Origin of the sequence: Sutcliffiella cohnii, from assembly GCF_002250055.1 — a bacterium.
Lineage (GTDB): Bacteria > Bacillota > Bacilli > Bacillales > Bacillaceae_I > Sutcliffiella > Sutcliffiella cohnii.
This window is the reverse complement of record NZ_CP018866.1, coordinates 2,557,180-2,579,587: the sequence shown is the minus strand read 5'-3', so window position 1 is coordinate 2,579,587 and position 22,408 is coordinate 2,557,180. Positions and strand designations below refer to the sequence as shown.

23 protein-coding genes are annotated in these 22,408 nt (G+C 35.4%); all 23 read left to right on the top strand.

Annotated elements, in window-relative coordinates; all coding sequences use genetic code 11:
* The first annotated feature begins 131 nt into the window (after window positions 1-131).
* The 23 genes from fapR to dprA all read left to right on the top strand — a co-directional run bounded on the left by fapR (window position 132) and on the right by dprA (window position 22,193).
* Complete coding sequence (gene fapR / locus BC6307_RS12805; protein ID WP_066417683.1) at window positions 132-698, top strand: transcription factor FapR; 567 nt, start codon at window positions 132-134, stop codon at window positions 696-698.
* Between the two features lie 17 nt (window positions 699-715).
* On the top strand, window positions 716-1,726 hold the full coding sequence (gene plsX / locus BC6307_RS12800) for a phosphate acyltransferase PlsX (RefSeq protein ID WP_066417680.1): 1,011 nt from the start codon (window positions 716-718) through the stop codon (window positions 1,724-1,726).
* Window positions 1,719-2,663, top strand: a complete 945-nt coding sequence (gene fabD / locus BC6307_RS12795) for an ACP S-malonyltransferase (protein ID WP_066417678.1) — start codon at window positions 1,719-1,721, stop codon at window positions 2,661-2,663. Before plsX ends, fabD begins: the two co-directional genes overlap by 8 nt.
* 1 nt (window position 2,664) lies before the next feature.
* On the top strand, window positions 2,665-3,405 hold the full coding sequence (gene fabG, locus BC6307_RS12790) for a 3-oxoacyl-[acyl-carrier-protein] reductase (protein WP_066417676.1): 741 nt from the start codon (window positions 2,665-2,667) through the stop codon (window positions 3,403-3,405).
* A 56-nt stretch (window positions 3,406-3,461) separates the two neighbouring features.
* The gene (acpP, locus tag BC6307_RS12785; RefSeq protein ID WP_066417674.1) at window positions 3,462-3,695 is read left to right on the top strand and encodes an acyl carrier protein; all 234 of its coding nucleotides are present in this window, start codon (window positions 3,462-3,464) and stop codon (window positions 3,693-3,695) included.
* A 273-nt stretch (window positions 3,696-3,968) separates the two neighbouring features.
* Window positions 3,969-4,721, top strand: a complete 753-nt coding sequence (gene rnc, locus BC6307_RS12780) for a ribonuclease III (RefSeq protein WP_066417671.1) — start codon at window positions 3,969-3,971, stop codon at window positions 4,719-4,721.
* Window positions 4,722-4,799: 78 nt separating this feature from the next.
* Entirely contained in the window at window positions 4,800-8,366 is a 3,567-nt protein-coding gene (gene smc, locus BC6307_RS12775) for a chromosome segregation protein SMC (protein WP_066417669.1), read from the top strand.
* A gap of 14 nt (window positions 8,367-8,380) precedes the next feature.
* A complete protein-coding gene (ftsY, locus tag BC6307_RS12770) occupies window positions 8,381-9,370 on the top strand; it encodes a signal recognition particle-docking protein FtsY (protein ID WP_066417667.1) in 990 nt (329 codons plus the stop codon).
* 560 nt (window positions 9,371-9,930) lie between these two features.
* Window positions 9,931-10,260 (top strand): putative DNA-binding protein, encoded by a 330-nt coding sequence (locus tag BC6307_RS12765; protein ID WP_066417665.1) that lies wholly within the window; start codon window positions 9,931-9,933, stop codon window positions 10,258-10,260.
* Between the two features lie 12 nt (window positions 10,261-10,272).
* Window positions 10,273-11,619 carry a signal recognition particle protein gene (gene ffh / locus BC6307_RS12760; RefSeq protein ID WP_066417660.1) on the top strand — a complete coding sequence of 449 codons (1,347 nt, stop codon included), beginning with the start codon at window positions 10,273-10,275 and terminating at the stop codon, window positions 11,617-11,619.
* Between the two features lie 126 nt (window positions 11,620-11,745).
* Window positions 11,746-12,018, top strand: a complete 273-nt coding sequence (gene rpsP, locus BC6307_RS12755; RefSeq protein WP_066417657.1) for a 30S ribosomal protein S16 — start codon at window positions 11,746-11,748, stop codon at window positions 12,016-12,018.
* A 15-nt stretch (window positions 12,019-12,033) separates the two neighbouring features.
* Window positions 12,034-12,264, top strand: coding sequence for a KH domain-containing protein (locus BC6307_RS12750; RefSeq protein ID WP_066417655.1), 231 nt, complete (start codon window positions 12,034-12,036; stop codon window positions 12,262-12,264).
* Between the two features lie 717 nt (window positions 12,265-12,981).
* Window positions 12,982-13,500 carry a ribosome maturation factor RimM gene (gene rimM, locus BC6307_RS12745; protein ID WP_066413437.1) on the top strand — a complete coding sequence of 173 codons (519 nt, stop codon included), beginning with the start codon at window positions 12,982-12,984 and terminating at the stop codon, window positions 13,498-13,500.
* Between the two features lies 1 nt (window position 13,501).
* Complete coding sequence (gene trmD, locus BC6307_RS12740) at window positions 13,502-14,239, top strand: tRNA (guanosine(37)-N1)-methyltransferase TrmD (RefSeq protein ID WP_066413436.1); 738 nt, start codon at window positions 13,502-13,504, stop codon at window positions 14,237-14,239.
* A gap of 129 nt (window positions 14,240-14,368) precedes the next feature.
* The gene (rplS, locus tag BC6307_RS12735; RefSeq protein ID WP_066413433.1) at window positions 14,369-14,713 is read left to right on the top strand and encodes a 50S ribosomal protein L19; all 345 of its coding nucleotides are present in this window, start codon (window positions 14,369-14,371) and stop codon (window positions 14,711-14,713) included.
* 283 nt (window positions 14,714-14,996) lie between these two features.
* Complete coding sequence (lepB, locus tag BC6307_RS12730) at window positions 14,997-15,545, top strand: signal peptidase I (protein WP_066413432.1); 549 nt, start codon at window positions 14,997-14,999, stop codon at window positions 15,543-15,545.
* Between the two features lie 42 nt (window positions 15,546-15,587).
* Window positions 15,588-16,442 carry a ribosome biogenesis GTPase YlqF gene (ylqF, locus tag BC6307_RS12725; RefSeq protein ID WP_066413430.1) on the top strand — a complete coding sequence of 285 codons (855 nt, stop codon included), beginning with the start codon at window positions 15,588-15,590 and terminating at the stop codon, window positions 16,440-16,442.
* 137 nt (window positions 16,443-16,579) lie between these two features.
* A complete protein-coding gene (locus tag BC6307_RS12720) occupies window positions 16,580-17,347 on the top strand; it encodes a ribonuclease HII (RefSeq protein WP_066413429.1) in 768 nt (255 codons plus the stop codon).
* 14 nt (window positions 17,348-17,361) lie between these two features.
* Window positions 17,362-18,570, top strand: coding sequence for a hypothetical protein (locus tag BC6307_RS12715; RefSeq protein WP_066413420.1), 1,209 nt, complete (start codon window positions 17,362-17,364; stop codon window positions 18,568-18,570).
* A complete protein-coding gene (locus BC6307_RS12710) occupies window positions 18,567-18,851 on the top strand; it encodes an EscU/YscU/HrcU family type III secretion system export apparatus switch protein (protein WP_066413419.1) in 285 nt (94 codons plus the stop codon). Before BC6307_RS12715 ends, BC6307_RS12710 begins: the two co-directional genes overlap by 4 nt.
* 213 nt (window positions 18,852-19,064) lie before the next feature.
* Entirely contained in the window at window positions 19,065-20,228 is a 1,164-nt protein-coding gene (gene sucC, locus BC6307_RS12705) for an ADP-forming succinate--CoA ligase subunit beta (RefSeq protein WP_066413417.1), read from the top strand.
* An 18-nt stretch (window positions 20,229-20,246) separates the two neighbouring features.
* Complete coding sequence (sucD, locus tag BC6307_RS12700) at window positions 20,247-21,149, top strand: succinate--CoA ligase subunit alpha (protein ID WP_066413415.1); 903 nt, start codon at window positions 20,247-20,249, stop codon at window positions 21,147-21,149.
* A gap of 153 nt (window positions 21,150-21,302) precedes the next feature.
* Complete coding sequence (dprA, locus tag BC6307_RS12695) at window positions 21,303-22,193, top strand: DNA-processing protein DprA (RefSeq protein WP_066413406.1); 891 nt, start codon at window positions 21,303-21,305, stop codon at window positions 22,191-22,193.
* Window positions 22,194-22,408: the final 215 nt, after the last annotated feature.

The window sequence follows — 22,408 nt, the reverse complement described above, 5'->3', positions numbered from 1 at the left end:
TAAACTTTCATTATTTTCTATAAGAATAGAAAAAGCAGTATGCAAATTATTTTTATGTTGCATTCTGCTTTTTTAATATATATACTACTATTAGTACCTAGTCATAATAGTTCGGATGGAGTTTGATATAGATGAAACGAAATAAAAAAGAACGGCAGCAGTTACTGAAGGAAAAAATAAAAGATAATCCCTTTATTACAGATGAGGAATTAGCTGAATTTTTCCAAGTAAGTATACAAACTATACGTTTAGACCGTTTAGAGCTAAGTATACCAGAATTAAGAGAGAGAATAAAACATGTCGCAGAGAAAACATTAGAAAAAGAAGTACGCTCATTACCAATCGAAGAAGTGATCGGAGAAGTGATAGATCTTGAATTGGATAAAAGTGCGATTTCCATTTTTGATGTAAAAAAAGAGCATGTATTTGTTCGAAATAACATTACGAGAGGACATCATTTATTTGCACAAGCTAACTCTTTAGCAGTTGCTGTTATTAATGATGAGCTTGCCTTAACGGCGAAAGCAAATATTCGATTTACTTCGCCAGTTAAATTAGGACAAAGAGTAGTTGCTAAAGCGATTGTACAAAATGTTGATCGGGAAAAAGGAAGAACAACAGTAGAAGTGAAAAGCACAGTCGGAAATGATGTAGTCTTTTACGGCAGTTTTGAGATGTTTCGTTCTACGAATATGTAAAAGAAAGGAAAATTAAGATGAAAATAGCTATAGATGCAATGGGCGGAGATCATGCACCAAAATCAATTGTTGAAGGTGTGATGAAAGCTATAGAGCATTTTTCTGATATTTCCGTTACATTAGTCGGTAACGAAACGGAAATTAACAAATATTTACATAATAAGACTAATATTACTGTTATACATACAGAAGAAACAATAACTGGTGAAGATGAGCCGGTTAGAGCTGTTAGAAGAAAAAAAGATGCTTCAATGGTGTTAATGGCTAAAGAAGTAAAAGAAGGAAGAGCGGATGCTTGTATTTCAGCCGGAAACACTGGGGCATTAATGACTGCTGGTTTATTAATAGTTGGCAGAATTAAAGGTATTGAAAGACCTGCATTATCACCCACTTTTCCTACAATAGGAGGAGAAGGTTTTTTAATGCTTGATGTAGGAGCTAACGTTGATGCTAAACCAGAGCATTTATTTCAATATGGCGTAATGGGGTCTATTTATTCACAAAAAGTTAGAGGTATTGAAAAGCCGAGAGTAGGACTCCTAAATGTTGGTACAGAGGACAAAAAGGGCAATGAATTAACAAAACAAGCTTATGATCTTTTTAAAGATACCGACACTGTCCATTTTGTCGGGAACGTAGAAGCACGCGACTTGCTAACTGGAGTATGCGATGTAGTCGTCACTGACGGCTTTACGGGGAATGTTGCATTAAAAGCCATTGAAGGAACGGCACTCAGTATGTTTACGATGTTAAAGGAAGTATTAATGAGTGATTTAAAAAGTAAATTGGCGGCAGCAGTACTTAAACCTAAGTTGAAATTAGTAAAAAATAAATTAGATTATTCGGAGTACGGTGGAGCTGCTTTATTTGGTCTGAAAGCACCAGTCGTAAAGGCACATGGATCTTCGGATGCAAATGCTGTTTTTAATGCTATAAGACAAACAAGAGAAATGATTCAGTCAAAAATGGTAGAAAATATCGAAGCTACTATCGAGAAAATGGAATGGACGGAGGAGAAAAATGGGTAAAATAGCTTTTGTTTTTCCTGGTCAAGGATCGCAAACAGTTGGAATGGCACAAGAAATAGCAAATGAACATGCTGATGTAATGGCAGTTTTACATCAAGCAGACAAAAAGTTAGGCTATTCTCTATCTCAATTAATGTTTGAAGGTCCACAAGATGAACTGACATTAACGTTTAACGCACAACCAGCACTATTAACGGCTAGCTATGCGATATTTAAAAAGCTAGAAGAGGCAGGTATTGCACCAGATTATGTAGCTGGTCATAGTTTAGGAGAATATAGTGCCTTAGTAGCATCTAAATCCATTTCGTTTGAAGATGCAGTATATGCTGTTCATAATAGAGGTAAATTTATGGAAGAAGCTGTCCCTGCTGGGGAAGGTACAATGGCAGCAGTTTTAGGGATGGCAGCTGGTGAATTAGAGAAAGTTACGAACGAAGTAACGGAAACTATTGCACCAGTTCAGCTGGCAAATTTAAATTGTCCTGGGCAAATTGTTATTTCTGGGTCAACTGAAGGTGTAAAGGTCGCAAGTGAAAAAGCGAAAGAGGCTGGTGCTAAAAGAGTTATACCGTTAGTCGTTAGCGGCCCATTCCATTCATCTTTAATGAAGCCTGCAGCATCTAAACTAGAGGAAATGTTAAAAGAAATTAAAATTTCTTCACCTACTGTTCCGGTAATTGGTAATGTTGATGCGAAAGAAGTAGTCGATGCTAATGAAATTGAGCAAAAATTAATAGAACAATTATATTCTCCAGTCCGTTGGGAAGAAAGTGTAGAAAGAATGATTGACTTAGGTGTCGATACTTTTATTGAAGTTGGACCTGGAAAAGTACTATCTGGACTTATAAAGAAAATTAATAGACGTGCAACAACATTGCCAGTATACGATATTCAATCGTTACAAGATGCAGTTAAAAAATTACAGGTGGAGGGATAATATGTTAAAAGGGAAAACGGCAATCGTAACTGGAGCATCTCGCGGAATCGGAAAAGCGATTGCGATTGATTTAGCAAAAGAAGGGGCTAACGTAATTGTTAACTATTCAGGAAGCGAAGCGAAAGCAAACGAAGTAGTAGATGAAATAAAGTCGCTTGGTGGTAGTGCTATTGTTTATCGCGCAAACGTAGCCAATATTGATGAGGTGCAAAGCATGGTGAAAGAGGCTGTATCTCAGTTCGGCTCGGTTGATATTTTAGTAAATAACGCTGGAATTACGAGAGATAACTTAATTATGCGTATGAAAGAAGATGAATGGGATGATGTAATTAACATCAACCTAAAAGGGGTATTCAACAGCACGAAGGCTGTTACAAGGCAAATGATGAAACAAAGAGCAGGAAGAATTATTAATATTGCTTCAGTTGTTGGTGTCAGCGGGAACCCCGGCCAAGCTAATTATGTAGCGGCAAAAGCAGGAGTAATCGGATTAACGAAAACAACTGCTAAAGAATTAGCTAGTAGAAATATTACTGTAAATGCAGTAGCTCCTGGCTTTATTACAACAGATATGACGGATAAACTCCCTGAAGAGGTTCGTCAAGAAATGTTAAAGTTAATCCCGTTATCAAGATTCGGAGAAGCTAAAGATATTTCTTCAGTTGTTAAATTTCTAGCATCAGATTCTAGTGCTTATATGACTGGACAAACATTACATGTTGATGGTGGAATGGTAATGTAATAATGCTAGTTTTTTTATAGCACTTCTACTATAATACTTGAGGGGAGGTGAATGTTATGGCAGATGTATTAGCGCGTGTAACAAAGATTATTGTTGATCGTTTAGGTGTTGACGAGTCTGAAGTATCTTTAGATTCAAAATTTAAAGATGATCTAGGTGCTGATTCTCTAGATGTAGTAGAATTAGTAATGGAGCTTGAAGACGAGTTTGATATGGAAATTTCTGATGAAGAAGCTGAAAATATCACAACGGTTGGCGATGCAGTCAACTACATAAATGCAAAGCAATAATTATTTTAAAATGAGGTCCTGCTAATTAGCAGGACTTTCTATTTTTTAAATGAAATAAAAGTTTTTAATCGTTACTTTGTATCTTCCACGTTATTTGGTAAAATAAATATGATATAATACACTTTATCCTGGTGTAAGGGTCCGTAAGCCCCCCATCATTCAGAAGGGTGTCTAACGGTCGCTAACACCCCGATTGGTTCAACTACCAATCAGCGCAAGCGCTGATTGAAGTTTCACTTTATTATGCGATTAATGTAGTGTTGGAGGCTCTTTATGTATAGAAATAAAAATAAAAGCTTTGAAAAGAGAAGCGAAGTGTTGAAAATAAAATTTCAAACACTACAACAGCAAATTAATATTAACTTTGTGAATGAAAAACTTTTGTACCAGGCATTTACCCATTCATCGTATGTGAATGAGCATCGTAAAAAACCTTATGAGGATAACGAAAGATTAGAGTTTCTAGGTGACGCAGTTTTGGAATTAACTATTTCACAATTTTTGTATAAAAAATATCCGATGATGAGTGAAGGACAACTAACGAAATTACGTGCATCTATTGTTTGTGAACCTTCCCTCGTTTCTTTTGCTAATGAACTTTCCTTTGGGCAATATGTTTTACTAGGAAAAGGAGAAGAGATGACAGGTGGACGAGCTAGGCCAGCATTGTTAGCAGACGTTTTTGAGGCTTTCATCGGAGCTTTATACTTAGATCAAGGATTACCAACTGTATTCGAGTTTTTAGAAAAATATGTTTATCCTAAAATTAATGACGGTGCTTTTTCTCATGTGATGGATTATAAAAGCCAATTACAGGAGTATGTTCAACGCGATGCTCTAGGCCAGCTAGAATATAAAGTATTACAAGAAAAAGGGCCAGCGCATAATCGAGAGTTTATTTCAATGGTAGCATTAAACGGTAACGAGCTTGGAGTCGGAGTCGGAAAGTCAAAAAAAGAGGCGGAACAACGTGCAGCTCAAATTGCTATTGAGAAACTAAAGAACTCTAAAACAGAGAAGAGTTAAATCCCCCTTAATAGGGGGATTCTTCATGTTGAATGTATATCGTATTAAAATAAATATCATTTGGATGAGGTGAAGGAAATGTACCTCAAACGATTAGAAGTAGTAGGATTTAAGTCGTTTGCAGAAAAGATTAAAGTAGATTTTGTTCCTGGAGTAACAGCTGTTGTTGGTCCAAACGGGAGTGGAAAAAGTAATATTACAGATTCCATTCGTTGGGTTTTAGGAGAACAATCTGCAAAATCTTTACGTGGATCAAAAATGGAAGATATTATTTTCGCGGGCAGTGATAGTAGGAAGCCATTAAATTTTGCGGAAGTAACGTTAACATTAGATAATAATAATAGAATTTTACCAATTGATTATTTAGAGGTTAGTGTAACACGAAGGGTTTATCGTTCGGGAGATAGTGAATATTTAATTAATAATCAAACATGTCGTCTCAAAGATATAGTTGATTTATTTATGGACTCGGGGTTAGGAAAAGAGGCCTTTTCCATCATTAGTCAAGGAAAAGTAGAAGAAATATTAAGCAGCAAGGCAGAAGAAAGAAGAACAATCTTTGAAGAAGCTGCTGGAGTTTTAAAGTATAAAACACGAAAAAAGAAGGCTGAGTATAAATTAGCAGAAACACAAGAAAACCTTAATCGTGTAACAGATATACTGCATGAATTGGAATCTCAAGTAGAACCATTAAAACAACAGGCATCTATCGCTAAAGATTACTTAGAGAAAAAAGAAGAACTTGAAAAAATTGAAGTTGGCGTGATGGTACATGAAATAGAAGAGCTCCATACGAAATGGGAGTCACTGTCTTCAAAAGTAAAAGAGAATAATGAAAAAGAACTAGAACTTTCTACGATGATAAATGAAAGAGAAGCACGTTTGGAGAAATATAAGGATGAATTAAGTGCTTTAGATGAATCTATCCACCATTTGCAAGAAGCGTTATTAATCGTTAGTTCTGATTTGGAAAAACTAGAAGGAAGAAAAGAAGTATTAAAAGAAAGAAAGAAAAATGCTAGTCAGAATAAAGAACAACTAGAGCGTACAGCAATTGAATTAGATGACTATGTTGAAAAGCACGAAGCGAGATTACAAGCGGAAACTTCTGAACTTAAAGCTCTTCGAGAGCAAGTGAAAGAAACAGAAAGATTATTAAAAGAAAAACTAGTTTTACGCGAAGATTTAAATCAAGATATTGAGGAAAAGATAGAGCAACTAAAAAGTGATTATATTGAGTTTTTAAATAAACAAGCATCTTTCCGCAATGAGTTAACTTATTTAAATCAACAACTATCGCAAGAAGAAACGAAGGTGAAGAGACTCGATGAAGTAAATAAAAAATATGTACATGAACGCAAACAAATTGAACTTCGAAAAAATGAAGTGCTCGAAACGCAAGAAAAAAACCGTGAACAGTTAAACTTAGTAGTGGATGAATACCGAAAAGAACAAGTAGAGTTCGAACAGTGGAGAGAATCGTTACAGAAAAAAGAGTCTAGCTTATATAATGCCTATCAATTATTACAACAAGGAAAGTCTCGTAAAGAGATGCTCGAAGCGATGCAAGGTGATTTTGCAGGATTTTTCCAAGGGGTTAAAGAAATATTAAAAGCACGAGAAGAGCAAAAGTTAAACGGTGTACAAGGTGCTGTAGCGGAATTAATACAAGTGAACGAACAGTTTGAAACAGCTATTGAAATTGCCTTAGGAAGTGCTACACAGCACATTGTAGTGAAAAGTGAACAAGATGCGCGTCAAGCGATTTCGTACTTGAAAAAATTTGGATATGGTCGAGCAACCTTTTTACCGATGAATGTAATGAAAGCTAGGAATATTGCGGACTATCAACTATCACAGCTACAAGGACACCCTTCTTTTATCGGAGTAGCGGAAAGTTTAGTTTCGTATAACTCTAATTATAAAAATGTCGTTATGAATTTACTCGGTCATATTGTCATTGCTAAAGATTTAAAGGGAGCAAATGAAATTGCTTCGCTTTTACAACATCGATACCGAATCGTTACGTTAGATGGGGATGTTGTCAATCCAGGTGGATCCATGACAGGAGGAGCTGTTAAGCAAAAAAATAATTCTCTTCTAAGTAGAAGTCGTGAACTAGAAGATATAACAGAAAAGCTTAAAGAAATGGAAACAAAAACAGCCCTAATGGAAGAGCAAGTAAAAGGCTTAAAGCAAAAACTGAAGGTAAAAGAGAAAGATATTGCTAGCTTAAAAGAAAAAGGGGAAAATCTCAGACTAGTTGAACAAGAAATAAAAGCTACACTTAAAGAAATTGAAATAGAAGAGAAAAACATTAATGAACACCTGTCTCTTTATGATTACGAAAAAGGTCAATATGACAGCAATAAACAAAAATCTAGTGATAGAAAAGATGAACTAGAAAAAGAGCTACAAGTAATAAGCGAAAAAATAATATCATTAGATGAAGAAATTGCAGATTTAAATAAGAAGAAGAATGAACAGCATTTAACTAAAGAATCATTAGAAAATGATATTACACAATTTAAAATTGAAGTAGCTAGTAAAAAAGAACGATTGTCTAACCAGGCTGAAAAGGTAAATAATCTTGAAACGGAATTGCTATCTAATAAAGAGAAGTTAATGGAAGTGAAAGATGATTTAGCCTTATTAAATTCTGAAATGACTTCATCCTCCTCGGGCGAAGTCCAGTTAGAACAAGCGGCAAAAGAAAAAATGCAAGATAAAAATGAAACTATTAAGCTAATTGGAGAACGCCGACAGCAAAGACTAAACGTACATGAAAAAGTACACCAAGAAGAAGAAGAGTTAAAAGATATAAAGCGCCAATATAAACTACTTACTACAATCTTAAAAGCGGAAGAAGTACAATTAAATCGTTTAGATGTAGAATTAGATAATAGGCTCGATACCTTAAGGGAAGAGTATATGTTGACATATGAAGCTGCAAAAGAAACATATCCTTTAACGTTGGAAATAGAGGAAGCTAGACGAAAGGTTAAACTAATTAGACTAGCAATAGAAGAACTTGGAACTGTTAATATCGGGTCTATAGAAGAATACGAGAGAGTGTTTGAAAGATATACATTCCTAAATGAGCAAAAAGATGATTTAATGGAAGCGAAAGGTACATTGTTTCAAGTAATTGATGAAATGGATGAAGAGATGAAAAAACGCTTTGAAATTACGTTTACAAATATTCGATCTCATTTTCATGACGTATTTCATTCATTATTCGGTGGTGGACGAGCAGACTTAGTGTTAACAGATCCAAGTGATTTATTGAATACTGGTGTAGACATAGTGGCTCAACCACCGGGGAAGAAACTTCAAAACTTAGGTCTCTTATCTGGTGGAGAAAGAGCTCTAACTGCTATTGCGTTATTATTTTCTATCTTAAAAGTAAGACCAGTTCCATTTTGTATTCTTGACGAAGTAGAAGCAGCACTAGACGAAGCAAACGTACATCGTTTCGCACAATATTTAAAACATTATAGTAAAGAAACTCAATTTATTGTTATTACACATCGTAAAGGTACGATGGAACATTGTGATGTTTTGTACGGTGTAACAATGCAAGAATCTGGTGTTTCCAAACTAGTCTCTGTTCGACTCGAGGATACAAGGGAATTAGTAAAATAGAGAGGGAGTTGTGTATGAGCTTTTTTAAAAAATTAAAAGAAAAAATTACGGTACAAACAGAAACTGTAACTGAGAAGTTTAAGGATGGTTTATCAAAAACACGTGATTCTTTTGCGGGAAAAGTAAATGATTTAGTAGCCCGTTATCGAAAAGTAGATGAAGATTTCTTTGATGAACTAGAAGAAATTTTAATTGGTGCAGATGTTGGTGTTAATACAGTAATGGAATTAATCGACGAATTAAAATTAGAAGTGAAACGTCGTAATATTCAAGATACAAAAGAAGTGAAATCTGTTATTTCTGAAAAATTGGTAGAAATATATGAAAGTGGAGGTAATGCTAGCTCTGAACTGAACTTTCAAACAGATGGGTTAACAGTCATTTTAGTTGTTGGTGTAAACGGTGTTGGGAAGACAACTACAATTGGGAAGTTAGCAAATAAATTTAAACTAGAAGGTAAAAATGTTTTATTAGCTGCTGGAGACACTTTCCGTGCAGGTGCGATTGAACAGTTAGAAGTATGGGGCGAACGTGTTGGAGTAGATGTTATTAAACAATCTTCAGGATCAGATCCAGCAGCTGTAATGTACGACGCTATTCAAGCGGCAAAAGCAAGAAAGGTAGACGTACTTCTTTGTGATACTGCGGGTAGATTGCAAAATAAAGTAAACTTAATGAAAGAGCTTGAAAAAGTAAAGCGTGTAATAGAACGAGAAATTCCTGATGCTCCTCATGAAGTACTACTCGTTTTAGACGCAACAACAGGACAAAATGCCTTGAGTCAAGCTAAAATCTTCTCAGAAGCAACAAACGTTACAGGAATAGCTTTAACGAAACTAGACGGTACGGCTAAAGGTGGTATCGTATTAGCAATTCGAAATGAATTAAATATTCCAGTTAAATTTGTCGGCTTAGGTGAAAAAGTTGACGACTTACAGCCATTCAATGCGGAACAATATGTTTACGGATTATTTGCCGATATGGTAGAACAAGAGCAAGAATAAAGGCATTTTATAAAAAGACGTTGTCCCAAAAGTCAGTAGAGACTGACATTTGGGACTTTTTTTGTAAGTAATCTTACTATGGATCACTAAAATTCCATTAGTAGTATACAGCAAATGTTTTATTCTATATTTTACTCAAAACATCAATTTTCAAAGCATATACTTATGCATGTGAACCATGTACCATGTAATGAAAGTTGCTGGTTTGGTGTAGGATTGCGAAGTTGTTTTCAATATTTAGAACCGTGAGTGGAACGTAGCGGAAGGTGCGAGACCCAGCAGGGCGCAGCCCGAGGAGGCTCCCGTTTCTCCCCCCGGAAAGCGAGTACCTGTAGCGAAGTGAAACGGGTTAACTTAAAACAACCAGTCTATTTTCGGTATTGACCTTTAAGTATCATAGCAGTGATATTTATGTTGGAATCAAGGCAAAGCATCTGCGGTTTCATATTGAAAAAACACCATTTTACATAATGACAAGAAAAAAACTTGACATCAGTAACAATAGTATGTAAAATAATTGCTTGTAAAGGCATTTCACTTAACAAGGGGAGTGAGCAAAAATGCTTGAAAAAACAACGAGAATCAATTATCTTTATGATTTTTATCAATCGTTGTTAACACCAAAGCAAAAAAATTATATGTCGTTATATTATTTAGACGATTACTCCCTTGGTGAGATAGCAGAGGAATATAATATTAGTCGTCAAGCAGTGTACGATAACATCAAACGTACCGAGCAAATGCTTGAGCAGTATGAAGAAAAGCTTTTGTTATTTCAAAAGTTTCAAGAGCGTCAAAAGTTGTTAACGCAACTTAAAGTATCTATAAATAGTGAATCATCTAAAGAAGAATTACTATTAGTGTTAGAGGCGCTGGAGAAATTAGATTAGGGGGCGGCATACATGGCATTTGAAGGTTTGGCCGACCGTTTGCAAAACACGATTCAGAAAATTCGTGGTAAAGGAAAGGTAACCGAACAAGACGTGAAAGAAATGATGCGTGAAGTTCGTTTAGCACTCCTTGAAGCGGATGTAAACTTCAAAGTTGTAAAGGACTTCGTTAAACGAGTAAGTGAACGTGCTGTAGGTCAAGAGGTAATGAAAAGTTTAACTCCTGGACAGCAAGTCATTAAAGTTGTAAAAGAAGAACTTACAAACTTAATGGGTGGAGAGCAAAGTAAAATTGCAGTAAGTAATCGACCACCAACTGTTATTATGATGGTTGGATTACAAGGTGCTGGTAAAACAACAACTACAGGGAAATTAGCAAACCTATTACGTAAGAAAAACAATAGGAAACCATTACTTGTAGCCGCTGATATTTACCGACCAGCTGCGATAAAACAGCTTGAAACATTAGGGAAACAATTGAGTATGCCTGTGTTTTCACTCGGTGATCAAGTTAGTCCAGTTGAAATAGCTAAACAAGCTATTCAAAAGGCAAAAGAAGACCATCATGATTACGTTCTAATTGACACGGCTGGGCGATTACATGTAGATGAAGCATTAATGGACGAGCTTAAACAAGTAAAGGAAATTTCTCAACCCGACGAAATATTCCTTGTTGTAGACGCGATGACAGGTCAAGATGCAGTAAATGTAGCTCAAAGCTTTAATGAACAATTAGGATTAACAGGCGTTGTATTAACAAAGTTAGATGGAGACACTCGTGGTGGTGCCGCACTTTCTGTTAAGGCAGTAACGAATACCCCGATAAAGTTTGTCGGTCTTGGTGAAAAGCTAGATGCAATCGAAGCCTTCCACCCTGAGCGCATGGCTTCTCGAATTCTTGGGATGGGGGATGTTTTATCCTTAATTGAAAAGGCTCAAGATAATGTTGACCAAGAGAAAGCGAAAGAACTCGAACAAAAGCTTAAAACGATGAACTTTACGTTCGATGACTTTTTAGACCAACTCGGTCAAGTGAAAAAAATGGGACCTTTAAATGAAATTCTAGGCATGTTGCCTGGAGCTAACAAAATTAAAGGCCTAAAAGATGTTCAAGTGGACGATAAGCAAATTGCGCATGTAGAGGCTATCATTCAGTCAATGACAAGAGCAGAAAGAGACAATCCTGATCTCATTAATGCTAGTCGTAAAAAGCGGATTGCTAAAGGTAGTGGTCGTCCAATTCAAGAAGTAAACAGACTACTGAAACAGTTTGAAGATATGAAAAAGATGATGAAACAAATGACAAATATGTCGAAAGGAAAAGGAAAAAAGGGTGGATTTAAGCTTCCATTCATGTAAAAACTTTTCTGAAATCATTTATTTTTACACTATATTTTCAGCTGACAAGAAAAAACACTTTACAAACTTTTAACTAATTGTTATCATACTATCTTGTGTGAAATATTTTCGGAGGTGCTATATAAAATGGCAGTAAAAATTCGTTTAAAACGTATGGGTAGCAAAAAATCCCCATTCTATCGTATCGTAGTAGCAGATTCTCGTTCTCCTCGTGATGGACGTTTCATTGAAACAGTTGGAACTTACAACCCAGTTACTCAACCAGCTGAAGTAAAAATCAATGAAGAATTAGCTTTAAAATGGTTACAAGATGGTGCTAAACCTTCTGATACAGTGCGTAACCTTTTCTCTAATCAAGGAATCATGGAAAAATTCCATAACGCTAAATTAAGCAAGTAATTCTTAGGAGAAAAAATGACAGAACTCATTAGAACGATTGTAACAGCGTTGGTAGATCATCCAGATCAAGTAAGTGTGACAAAACAAGAGACTGATGATGTAGTTTTGTATCAGCTTACAACACACCCAGATGATTTAGGGAAAGTGATAGGCAAGCAAGGTCGAATTGCAAAAGCGATTAGAACAGTTCTATTCGCAGCGGCCTCTCATAATGAAAAACGTGTACAATTAGAGATCTTAGAGTAGGGGAGGCTATTAATAGCTTCCCTTTTTCTATGCTTGTACTCACAACAGAATTCCATACTTCCAATAAAATATAGCTTAATAACTCATTCACTATTGAACGTGTCTAAAGTGAATGGAAAATACTAAACTTATCCAACATCTACTTGTTAGATTTAAAGGTAGACATCCATGTATGTGAAATCTGCACAATGGATGATAAAATTAGGTGGCTCTTGTTTATAAAAGCTGCAATGTTTGAGCTTTCAAGATTTAGAACCGAGAGTGGAACGGAGCGGAAGACACTTGACTCCAGCGGGATGTAGAGGGAAGGTCGAGACCCCACAGGCGAAGCCGAGGAGGCTCGACTCCACGAAAAGCGTAGGCGGCTCGATCAGGTCCCATCAAACTGGACTTTTTCCGCAGGAGATAAAGGAAACACAGCGAACGAATGTGAGCTGATGTTGACTTATCGTACGGAGGAAAAGGAAGTTTGAGCCGGACCTAGCCGCTGAAGCTAGACATCTCCCCGCGGAAAGCAAGTGTCTGCAGCGAAGTGAAACGGACTACCTTAAAACGTATAACAACAATCAATGCTATATATAATGAAATGCTACTTTTCCTAAAGAAACCTATATTCAAGGTAGCCTAGTCAATAATTTCAAATGGTTTCCATAAATTTTTTAGTTTGCAAAAATCTATTTACATAGGTAATACTATTTCTATAAAGAGGTGAATAAAGTGACAAAATGGTTTAATGTTGGAAAGTTAGTAAACACACATGGAATAAAAGGTGAAGTAAGAATTGTTTCAAGAACGGACTTTGCCGACGAACGTTACGAAGTTGGAAATAAACTTTATTTATTTTTACCAAATGAAACAGAACCGATCGAAGTAGTAGTTGAATCACGTCGAGTACATAAGTCGTTTGATTTAGTGAAATTTGAAGGTTTTCATAATGTTAACGAAGTAGAAAAATTTAAAGGCTCAATCGTTAAAGTTCCCGAGGATCAATTAGGAGAACTGGAAGCGGATGAATTTTATTTTCACGAAATTATTGGTTGCAAAGTAATTTCATTAGAATCGAATGAAGAGTTAGGTACTATTAAAGAGATATTAACACCTGGTGCAAATGATGTTTGGGTCGTTAAAGGAAAAGGTGGAAAAGAGATTTTAATTCCATATATCGAACAAGTCGTGAAAGAAGTTAACATTGAAGAAAAGATTGTGAAAATATTACCACTGGAAGGCCTTCTTTAAGATGAAGATAGATGTACTTACTTTATTTCCAGAAATGTTTCAACCAGTCTTCCAAACATCCATCTTAAAGAAAGCTGCAGAAAAAGAAGCAGTACAATATCGTGTTATTAATTTTAGAGACTATTCTTCCAATAAACATAAAACCGTGGACGATTATCCATATGGTGGAGGAGTGGGAATGGTTTTAAAGCCGCAACCAGTTTTTGATGCTATTGAAGATTTAACGAAGGAAGAAACAAAAAAGCCACGCATTATTCTAATGTGTCCACAGGGTGAAACATATACACAAAAAAAGGCCGAACAATTCGCAAAAGAAGACCATCTCATCTTTATATGTGGACATTATGAAGGCTACGATGAACGAATTCGATCTCATGTTGTTACAGATGAAATATCCATTGGTGATTACGTCTTAACAGGTGGTGAGTTAGCCTCAATGGTAGTAATTGATAGTGTCGTAAGGCTATTACCTGGTGTATTAGGAAAAGAGGCATCACATGAACTTGATTCCTTTAGTACTGGGTTGCTAGAACACCCTCATTATACACGACCTGCTGAATATAAAGGTTATAAGGTGCCTGACGTGTTGCTCTCGGGAAACCATGAAAAAATTGAACAGTGGCGTTCAAAAGAATCTTTAAGAAGAACTTTTGAAAGAAGACCAGACTTACTAGATAAATATGAACTATCCGAGCAACAGAAAATTTGGTTAAAAGAGATAGAGAATGAGAAGAACTAATATTGCATCTTCCTTATAAATATGTTAATATATTCTTTGTGACTTAGCTATTGCTATGTTTAAAAACGATGTTCCGCTGCATGAAAAATAGTAATGGAATGAGCATCTGTGGAAAAGGAGAAGAATACTATGCAAAAACTTATTCAAGAAATTACACAATCTCAACTTAAAACAGACCTTCCTACTTTTAAGTCTGGGGATACTGTACGTGTACACGTTAAAGTTGTAGAGGGTACTCGTGAACGTATTCAGATTTTCGAAGGTGTTGTTATTAAGCGCCGTGGTGGTGGAATTAGCGAAACATTTACTGTACGTAAAATTTCTTACGGTGTAGGTGTAGAACGTACATTCCCAGTACATTCACCAAAAATCGATAAATTAGAAGTTATCCGTCGCGGTAAAGTACGTCGTGCTAAACTTTACTACTTACGTGAGTTACGTGGTAAAAAAGCGCGTATTAAAGAGATTCGATAATAAAGGAAAAAGAGCTTGCTTATCAAGCTCTTTTTTTTACACTATAAAAGTTTAGTTTCTCCCGATAAAATGATGATGAAATAGATACGCATATAGGAAAATAGGTATATTTCATCTCTTATAAGTTTTCATCCAAATATGATAAGGTATATAATAGATTAAGCTACAAAAAAAGGCTTGCATACACTAGCAGAATTAATATTTTGTCGAATGTATAGTAGCCCAATAAAAACTTCATATTTATAAGTAGATAAAATGATTCTTAGGTAGTGGAGGAACAAATATGGCAAAAGCTAAAAGTGAACTTTGGGAATGGATAAAAGCACTTGCGATTGCTGTTATATTAGCAGCAGTCATTCGTTATTTCTTTTTTGCACCGATAGTAGTAGATGGAGAATCAATGATGCCTACTTTACACAATGAAGACAGAATGATTGTAAACAAGATCGGTTACAAAATAGGGAAACCAGATCGATTTGATATCGTAGTTTTTCATGCAACGGCAGATAAAGATTACATAAAAAGAATTATCGGATTACCAGGAGATGAAGTTCAATACAGAAATGATGTTTTATACATAAATGGCGAACCGTTTGAAGAACCTTACTTAGACGAGTACAAAAACGGAGTAGATGGATTATTAACAGAAAACTTTACTCTTGAAGAAATTACTGGATCAAAAGTAGTACCAGAAGGACATATATTCGTTTTGGGCGATAATAGAAGATATAGTCGAGATGGAAGACATATTGGTACTATACCGCTAGAAGAGGTGCTAGGAAAGACAAATATCGTTTATTGGCCTTTAAAAGAAATTAGAAAAGTGGATTAAAACAGAAACTCCATAGATTACAGCGTAAAAGGAGTAATTATTATGACAATACAATGGTTTCCAGGGCATATGGCAAAAGCTAGAAGGGAAGTAACAGAAAAGCTGAAGCTAATTGATATCGTATATGAATTAGTAGATGCTAGACTTCCCCTTTCATCACGAAACCCAATGATAGATGAAATTGTTGCAAATAAACCAAGAATTATATTATTAAATAAAGCTGATATGGCTGATACGGAAAAAACTAATAGATGGCTCGATTATTTTAACTCACAAAATAACAACACGAAAGCTATCGCAATCGATGCGCATCAAGGAAAAGGGCTAACCAAAATTCATTCCTTGTCAAAAGAATTATTGAAAGAGAAATGGGATCGAATGATAGCAAAAGGAATTCGTCCAAGAGCAATTAGAGCGCTAATTGTAGGGATTCCAAATGTAGGTAAATCGACGTTAATTAATCGACTTGCCAAAAAAAACATCGCTAAAACAGGAGATAGGCCTGGTGTTACGAAAGCACAGCAATGGGTAAAAGTGGGGAAAGAATTAGAGTTATTAGATACTCCAGGAATTCTCTGGCCAAAATTTGAAGATCAAGAAGTCGGTTTAAGATTAGCTACTACTGGTGCGATAAAAGACACTATTATCAATTTACAAGAAGTAGCAGTATATGCTTTGCGCTATTTATCCGAATATTATCCTTCACGCTTGCATGAAAGATATGGGCTAGAGGAAATTCCTGAAGATGTGGTAGAATTGTTCGATGCAATTGGTAAAAAAAGAGGTTGTATTATGTCTGGTGGTTATATTGATTACGATAAAACAACTGAAATTATCATACGTGACATTCGTACGTTAAAGCTCGGGAAGATAACTTTTGAAATACCAACAGAGTAAAAGTAAGGAGGCTGATTTTTTTTGCAGCCTCTTTATTCGTTTTTATATTACTCTTTGTTTACATAATGGGTAATTTCACTGTGTTCTCTTTAAAACCAACAAAAAGTAACCGATATATATAGAAAGGAGTTAGTGTTATGAAAATGTCTATAAAACAAGTAGAGGAAGAGCTTGTCCGAATTAATTCAGAAAATAACCCTTTCTTTCAACTTTTAGTAAAGGACGAAAGAAAAGGAGTTCAAGCGTTGCTTAAAAAATGGCGAATGGACAAGAAGAAGGAAGATGAATTGCGTAAGCAGTTTGAAGAAATGAGTATTCATGAAAATAAACTCATTCAAGAAGGTTTTCAATATATTGCAGGCTTAGATGAGGTGGGGAGAGGCCCGCTTGCTGGTCCAGTAGTTGCGGCGGCTGTCATTTTACCGAAGAACTTTTATCTACCAGGATTAACTGACTCGAAAAAATTGTCAGCAACGAAAAGAGAACTTTTTTATGAAAAAATAAAAGCAGAAGCAATTAGCATTGGAATTGGTATTGTGGATGCAAATACAATTGATGAAGTGAATATTTACGAAGCTACGAAACTAGCTATGATACAAGCTATTAACAAACTTCATATAAAACCGGATTATTTACTAATTGATGCAATGAAATTAAATGTGAATATACAACAAGAATCAATCGTTAAAGGGGATTCGAAAAGTATTTCAATTGCAGCGAGTTCTGTCATTGCAAAGGTTACCCGCGATTCCTATATGATTGAATTAGGAGAAAAATTTCCTCAGTACGGTTTTCGAAGTAATATGGGGTATGGTACGAAAGAGCATGTTGAAGCAATAGAAGCTCATGGTGTTTTGGCTGAACATCGACGCTCTTTTACACCGATTAAAGATATTGTTAGTTGATAGGAGGAAGAGAGTTGCACATAAATGCACACTTTTCATCTCGAATTGATCCCAATCAAGCTACTAGCCAAGGACAACTGTTTAATGGGAAGGTGTTACATAAAGAAAATGGACTGTACACGATTATTTCAAAGGGTGTAGAAATGGTAGCCACTGTGACGGGCAATATTGAAGTGGGAAAATCATATATCTTCCTATTAGATAACAACGTCCAAACGAAAGGAAAGGAAACGGTTTTTTCACTACAATTGATAAGACCAACTGCTGATCAATCTAGTCAGCCTTCGTTTCCTATTGAAAAAGCGGATAGCAGCAACATACTATGGAAAAAGCTCACTCCATTTTTTAATAGTGATAAAAGTGAGGAACTACATATAAAATCAACCATCAATACCTTTGTTAATAGTCGTGGCGATAGTATACCTGCACAAAAATTAATAGAGATAATGTCGCTACCATTACTACAAGGGTTAGGAAAGTCGGTACAAACATTACTTTCTCATTCTGAAGCTAATAGCAGCACTGCTTTAAACATAAATCATACTGTCCAAAAAATGTTAGCTCCTATAACTGTTACACCATCCATATTGCAATCGAAAGAAAATTTTATGATATTTTTACAATCGATAAACGATATATTGCAAAGCTTAAATTATGAAGCAAATGTAAAAAATAGCAAACTATCGGAACAACTATTAGAGAATAATCTGAAATTTTACGTTACAGAATTAATGAGCGCAACTAATAATAAAAAAACGGAAAGTCTGTTGAATACAATAGTACAAACAATTAACGGGTACCAACTCTTCGCTAGAGAAGAAGGTGGGATACAACAACATTTGTTCCCTTTACTTTTTTTGAATGAAGGTAAATACACGGACTGGTATATGCATCTTACGAAATATAATGGTGAAAAAGATGATAATGCTGAATCTACGAGAATACTTTTTCTATTAGATTTACCAAATATATCTCAAACAATGGTCGATTTACAAGTATTCCGTCAAACACTCTCGATTACAATTGTAAATGAGCATGCTAGAAGCCTTCAACGGGCAGTAGAAGCTCTTAAACCCATTTTAAAGGGGAATGTATCAAAATTAGGTTTCCGTTTAAGTAGGATTAAACTACTCCCTTTAGAGGAAGAAGAGTATTCAGTAAGAACCGTTTTTGTAAAAGAAATATTAGCACCGCTACAAAATGAAGTGGATATTAGATTATGAAAAAAGAAGAGATAAATAATAGAAAGAAAGCCGTTGCTTTAAAATATGAAAATAGTATGGCGCCGTTCGTATCGGCAAAAGGTAGTGGTATTATTGCAGAAAACATTATAAATGTTGCCAAAGAACATAATATTCCTATTCAAGAAGATAAAGCATTAGTGGAACTGTTAGCACAATTAGAAGTGAATGATACTATACCAGAAGAATTATATGAAGTAGTTGCAGAGGTTTTTGCGTTCGTATATCAACTAAACAATGCAAACGAAAAAAATAAGCTATAGTGTTAAAATAATGTAAATTCAAGAGGAATTTATTCCATTTGTTACATGTTTTATATCCCTTTATTAACTTAATATATTTTTTAAGTGTAGAAAGGAGAAATAATTTTTTGAAAATAGTATAATATTTTTGTAGAAAGGTAGACAAGTGCAAGTACATTTTATAAAATGAAAGCGCAGTCTATTTTTGTCATACATAAGATTGGAGGATGGGAAATGAATATCCATGAATATCAAGGGAAAGAAATCCTCAGAAAATACGGGGTTGCTGTTCCAAATGGTCGCGTCGCGTTTACTGTTGATGAAGCAGTAGAAGCTGCAAAAGAGTTAGGAACAGAAGTTTGTGTTGTGAAAGCACAAATCCACGCAGGTGGACGTGGGAAAGCTGGTGGAGTTAAAGTTGCTACTAAAGGTTTAGAGCAAGTTCGTGAATATGCGAGTGAAATCTTAGGTAAAACGCTTGTAACTCATCAAACAGGTCCAGAAGGAAAAGAAGTAAAACGCTTACTAATAGAAGAAGGTTGCGACATCAAGAAAGAATATTATGTCGGTTTAGTACTTGACCGCGAAACTTCTAAAGTAGTTCTAATGGCCTCTGAAGAAGGTGGAACTGAAATTGAGGAAGTGGCGGAACAAACACCAGAAAAAATCTTTAAGGAATACGTTGATCCTGTAGTAGGATTAACTGGTTTCCAAGCACGTCGAATTGCTTTTAATATTAACATCCCTAAAGAGTTAGTAGGCAAAGCGGTTAAATTCATGATGGGCTTATACCAAGCGTTTGTCGAAAAGGATTGCTCTATTGCAGAAATTAACCCGTTAGTTATAACTGGGGATGGAAATGTTATGGCATTAGATGCGAAGCTAAACTTTGATGCAAATGCATTATATCGTCATAAAGATATTTTAGAATATCGTGATTTAGATGAAGAAAACCCTAAAGAAATCGAAGCTTCCAAGCATGATTTAAGTTATATTGCACTTGATGGAAATATTGGTTGTATGGTAAACGGTGCAGGTCTTGCAATGGCAACAATGGATATTATTAAACATTACGGTGGAGACCCTGCTAACTTCCTAGATGTTGGGGGCGGTGCAACTGCTGAGAAAGTAACAGAAGCTTTCAAAATCATCCTTTCTGATGAGAAAGTGAAAGGTATTTTCGTGAACATCTTTGGTGGGATTATGAAGTGTGACGTTATAGCTACTGGAGTAGTAGAAGCTGCTAAACAAGTTGGATTAAGCGTACCTTTAGTTGTACGTTTAGAAGGTACAAACGTAGATTTAGGAAAACAAATTTTAAAAGAGTCTGGTTTGAATATTGTAGCAGCTGAATCTATGGCAGATGGAGCACAAAAAATCGTAGCACAAGTAGGCTAAGAAAGGCAGGGGACATACATGAGTGTATTTATAAATAAAGATACTAAAGTAATCGTGCAAGGAATTACAGGTTCAACTGCATTGTTCCATACAAAGCAAATGCTTGAATACGGAACTAAAATTGTAGGTGGAGTAACACCTGGTAAGGGTGGTACAGAAGTAGAAGGAGTTCCTGTTTTTAACACTGTAGCTGATGCAGTTAACGCGACAGGTGCTAACGCTTCTGTAATTTATGTTCCAGCTCCATTCGCAGCAGATGCAATTATGGAGGCAGTAGATGCAGAATTAGATTTAGCTATCTGTATTACAGAGCATATTCCAGTAATGGATATGGTAAAAGTTAAACGTTACATGGAAGGTAAGAAAACCCGTTTAGTAGGACCGAACTGTCCGGGGGTTATTACTGCTGATGAATGTAAAATTGGTATTATGCCTGGATATATTCATAAAAAAGGCCACGTTGGTGTAGTATCTCGTTCTGGTACTCTTACTTATGAAGCAGTGCACCAATTAACACAAGCTGGCATTGGCCAAACTACTGCAGTAGGTATTGGTGGAGACCCTGTAAACGGTACAAACTTTATCGATGTTTTAAAAGCGTTTAACGAAGACCCAGAAACTTACGCGGTCATTATGATAGGTGAAATAGGTGGGACTGCAGAAGAAGATGCAGCTCTATGGGTAAAAGAAAATATGACAAAGCCTGTTGTAGGATTTATTGGTGGACGTACTGCGCCTCCAGGAAAACGCATGGGTCATGCTGGTGCGATTATCTCTGGTGGAAAAGGAACAGCAGATGAAAAAATTCGAGTTATGAATGAATGTGGTATTCAAGTTGCTGATACACCATCTGTAATGGGTGAAACGTTAATTAACGTATTGAAAGACCAAGGTCTTTACGAAAAGTGTAAAACACACTAATACAATCTCGAGAATAGGAATAGTCCTACAAAACTATTCCTATTCTTATTCATGTTTAATATTACGTACGAATTACCTATGTTTAATTTCTCCGCGTCTCCCCAAACTCTTCTATTTAAATTATCAATTCAAGCTAAGGAAAGGAGCATAAAGATGAACAAATGGACTTTTCGTCTATTGTTATTGGACCATTGTCCTTCTGTTACTTGGGCAATGAAGAAAAATCTTTTACTTCATGACCCAAATCTTGTGAACCTATTAAAGTATAGTTCTTTACAACTAGCCAAAATACTAAATGTTTCTGTGAAAACAGCTGATAAAATTCATCATCATTTACATGAGTTTAATATGTTACCATTATTAAAAGTTTATGAAAGAGAAAATATTTTAATTATTACTATTGGTGATAAAAGGTACCCTCCGTTATTAAAACAAATTTTCGATCCCCCATTTGTGTTATATTGTAAAGGAAATATAAAACTCTTACAGACAGAAAAGCTATTAAGTGTAGTCGGAACACGCAACCCGACCGCTTATGGCAAAAAAGTCATTCCTTTTATAGTTAAGCCGTTATTGTTACAGAACTGGCATGTAATTAGTGGGTTAGCACTAGGAATTGATGAGTTAGTACATATAGAAGCTATTAAAAACGGTGGTAAAACAATAGCGGTGTTAGGCAGTGGTGTGCTCCAAATATATCCTGAGAAAAATAAAGGTTTAGCTAAAATCATCGGTAGCGAACATTTATTAATTTCTGAATATCCCCCATTAACAAAACCGTTAAAATGGCATTTTCCACAAAGAAATAGAATTATTAGTGGTTTATCTATGGGAACATTAATAATAGAAGCAAAAGAAAAAAGTGGTTCGCTTATTACAGCTGATCAAGCGATGGAACAGGGAAGAGAGGTTTTTGCAGTTCCGGGTCCTATTTATGAACAAACGTCATTTGGAACGAATAAATTAATACAACATGGGGCAAAACTTGTAACAAATTATGAAGATATCTTAAATGAAATTCCTTCATTTAGTAAGAAGTTTTAGAAATTTTATATATTTTACTTTACAACTATATGTAGGTTTGTATTATTATAGGGGACGATACTATTTTCGTTCTGCAAACTTTACTATTAATAATTTCTGCTTAAGAAGGAATGAATAAGAAAAGAAAGAATAATATATAAATCACTAATCAGTAAGAGTAAATCAGTGACAAAAAATAATATTATTAAACTTTGATTGACAAAATGAGAATTAGT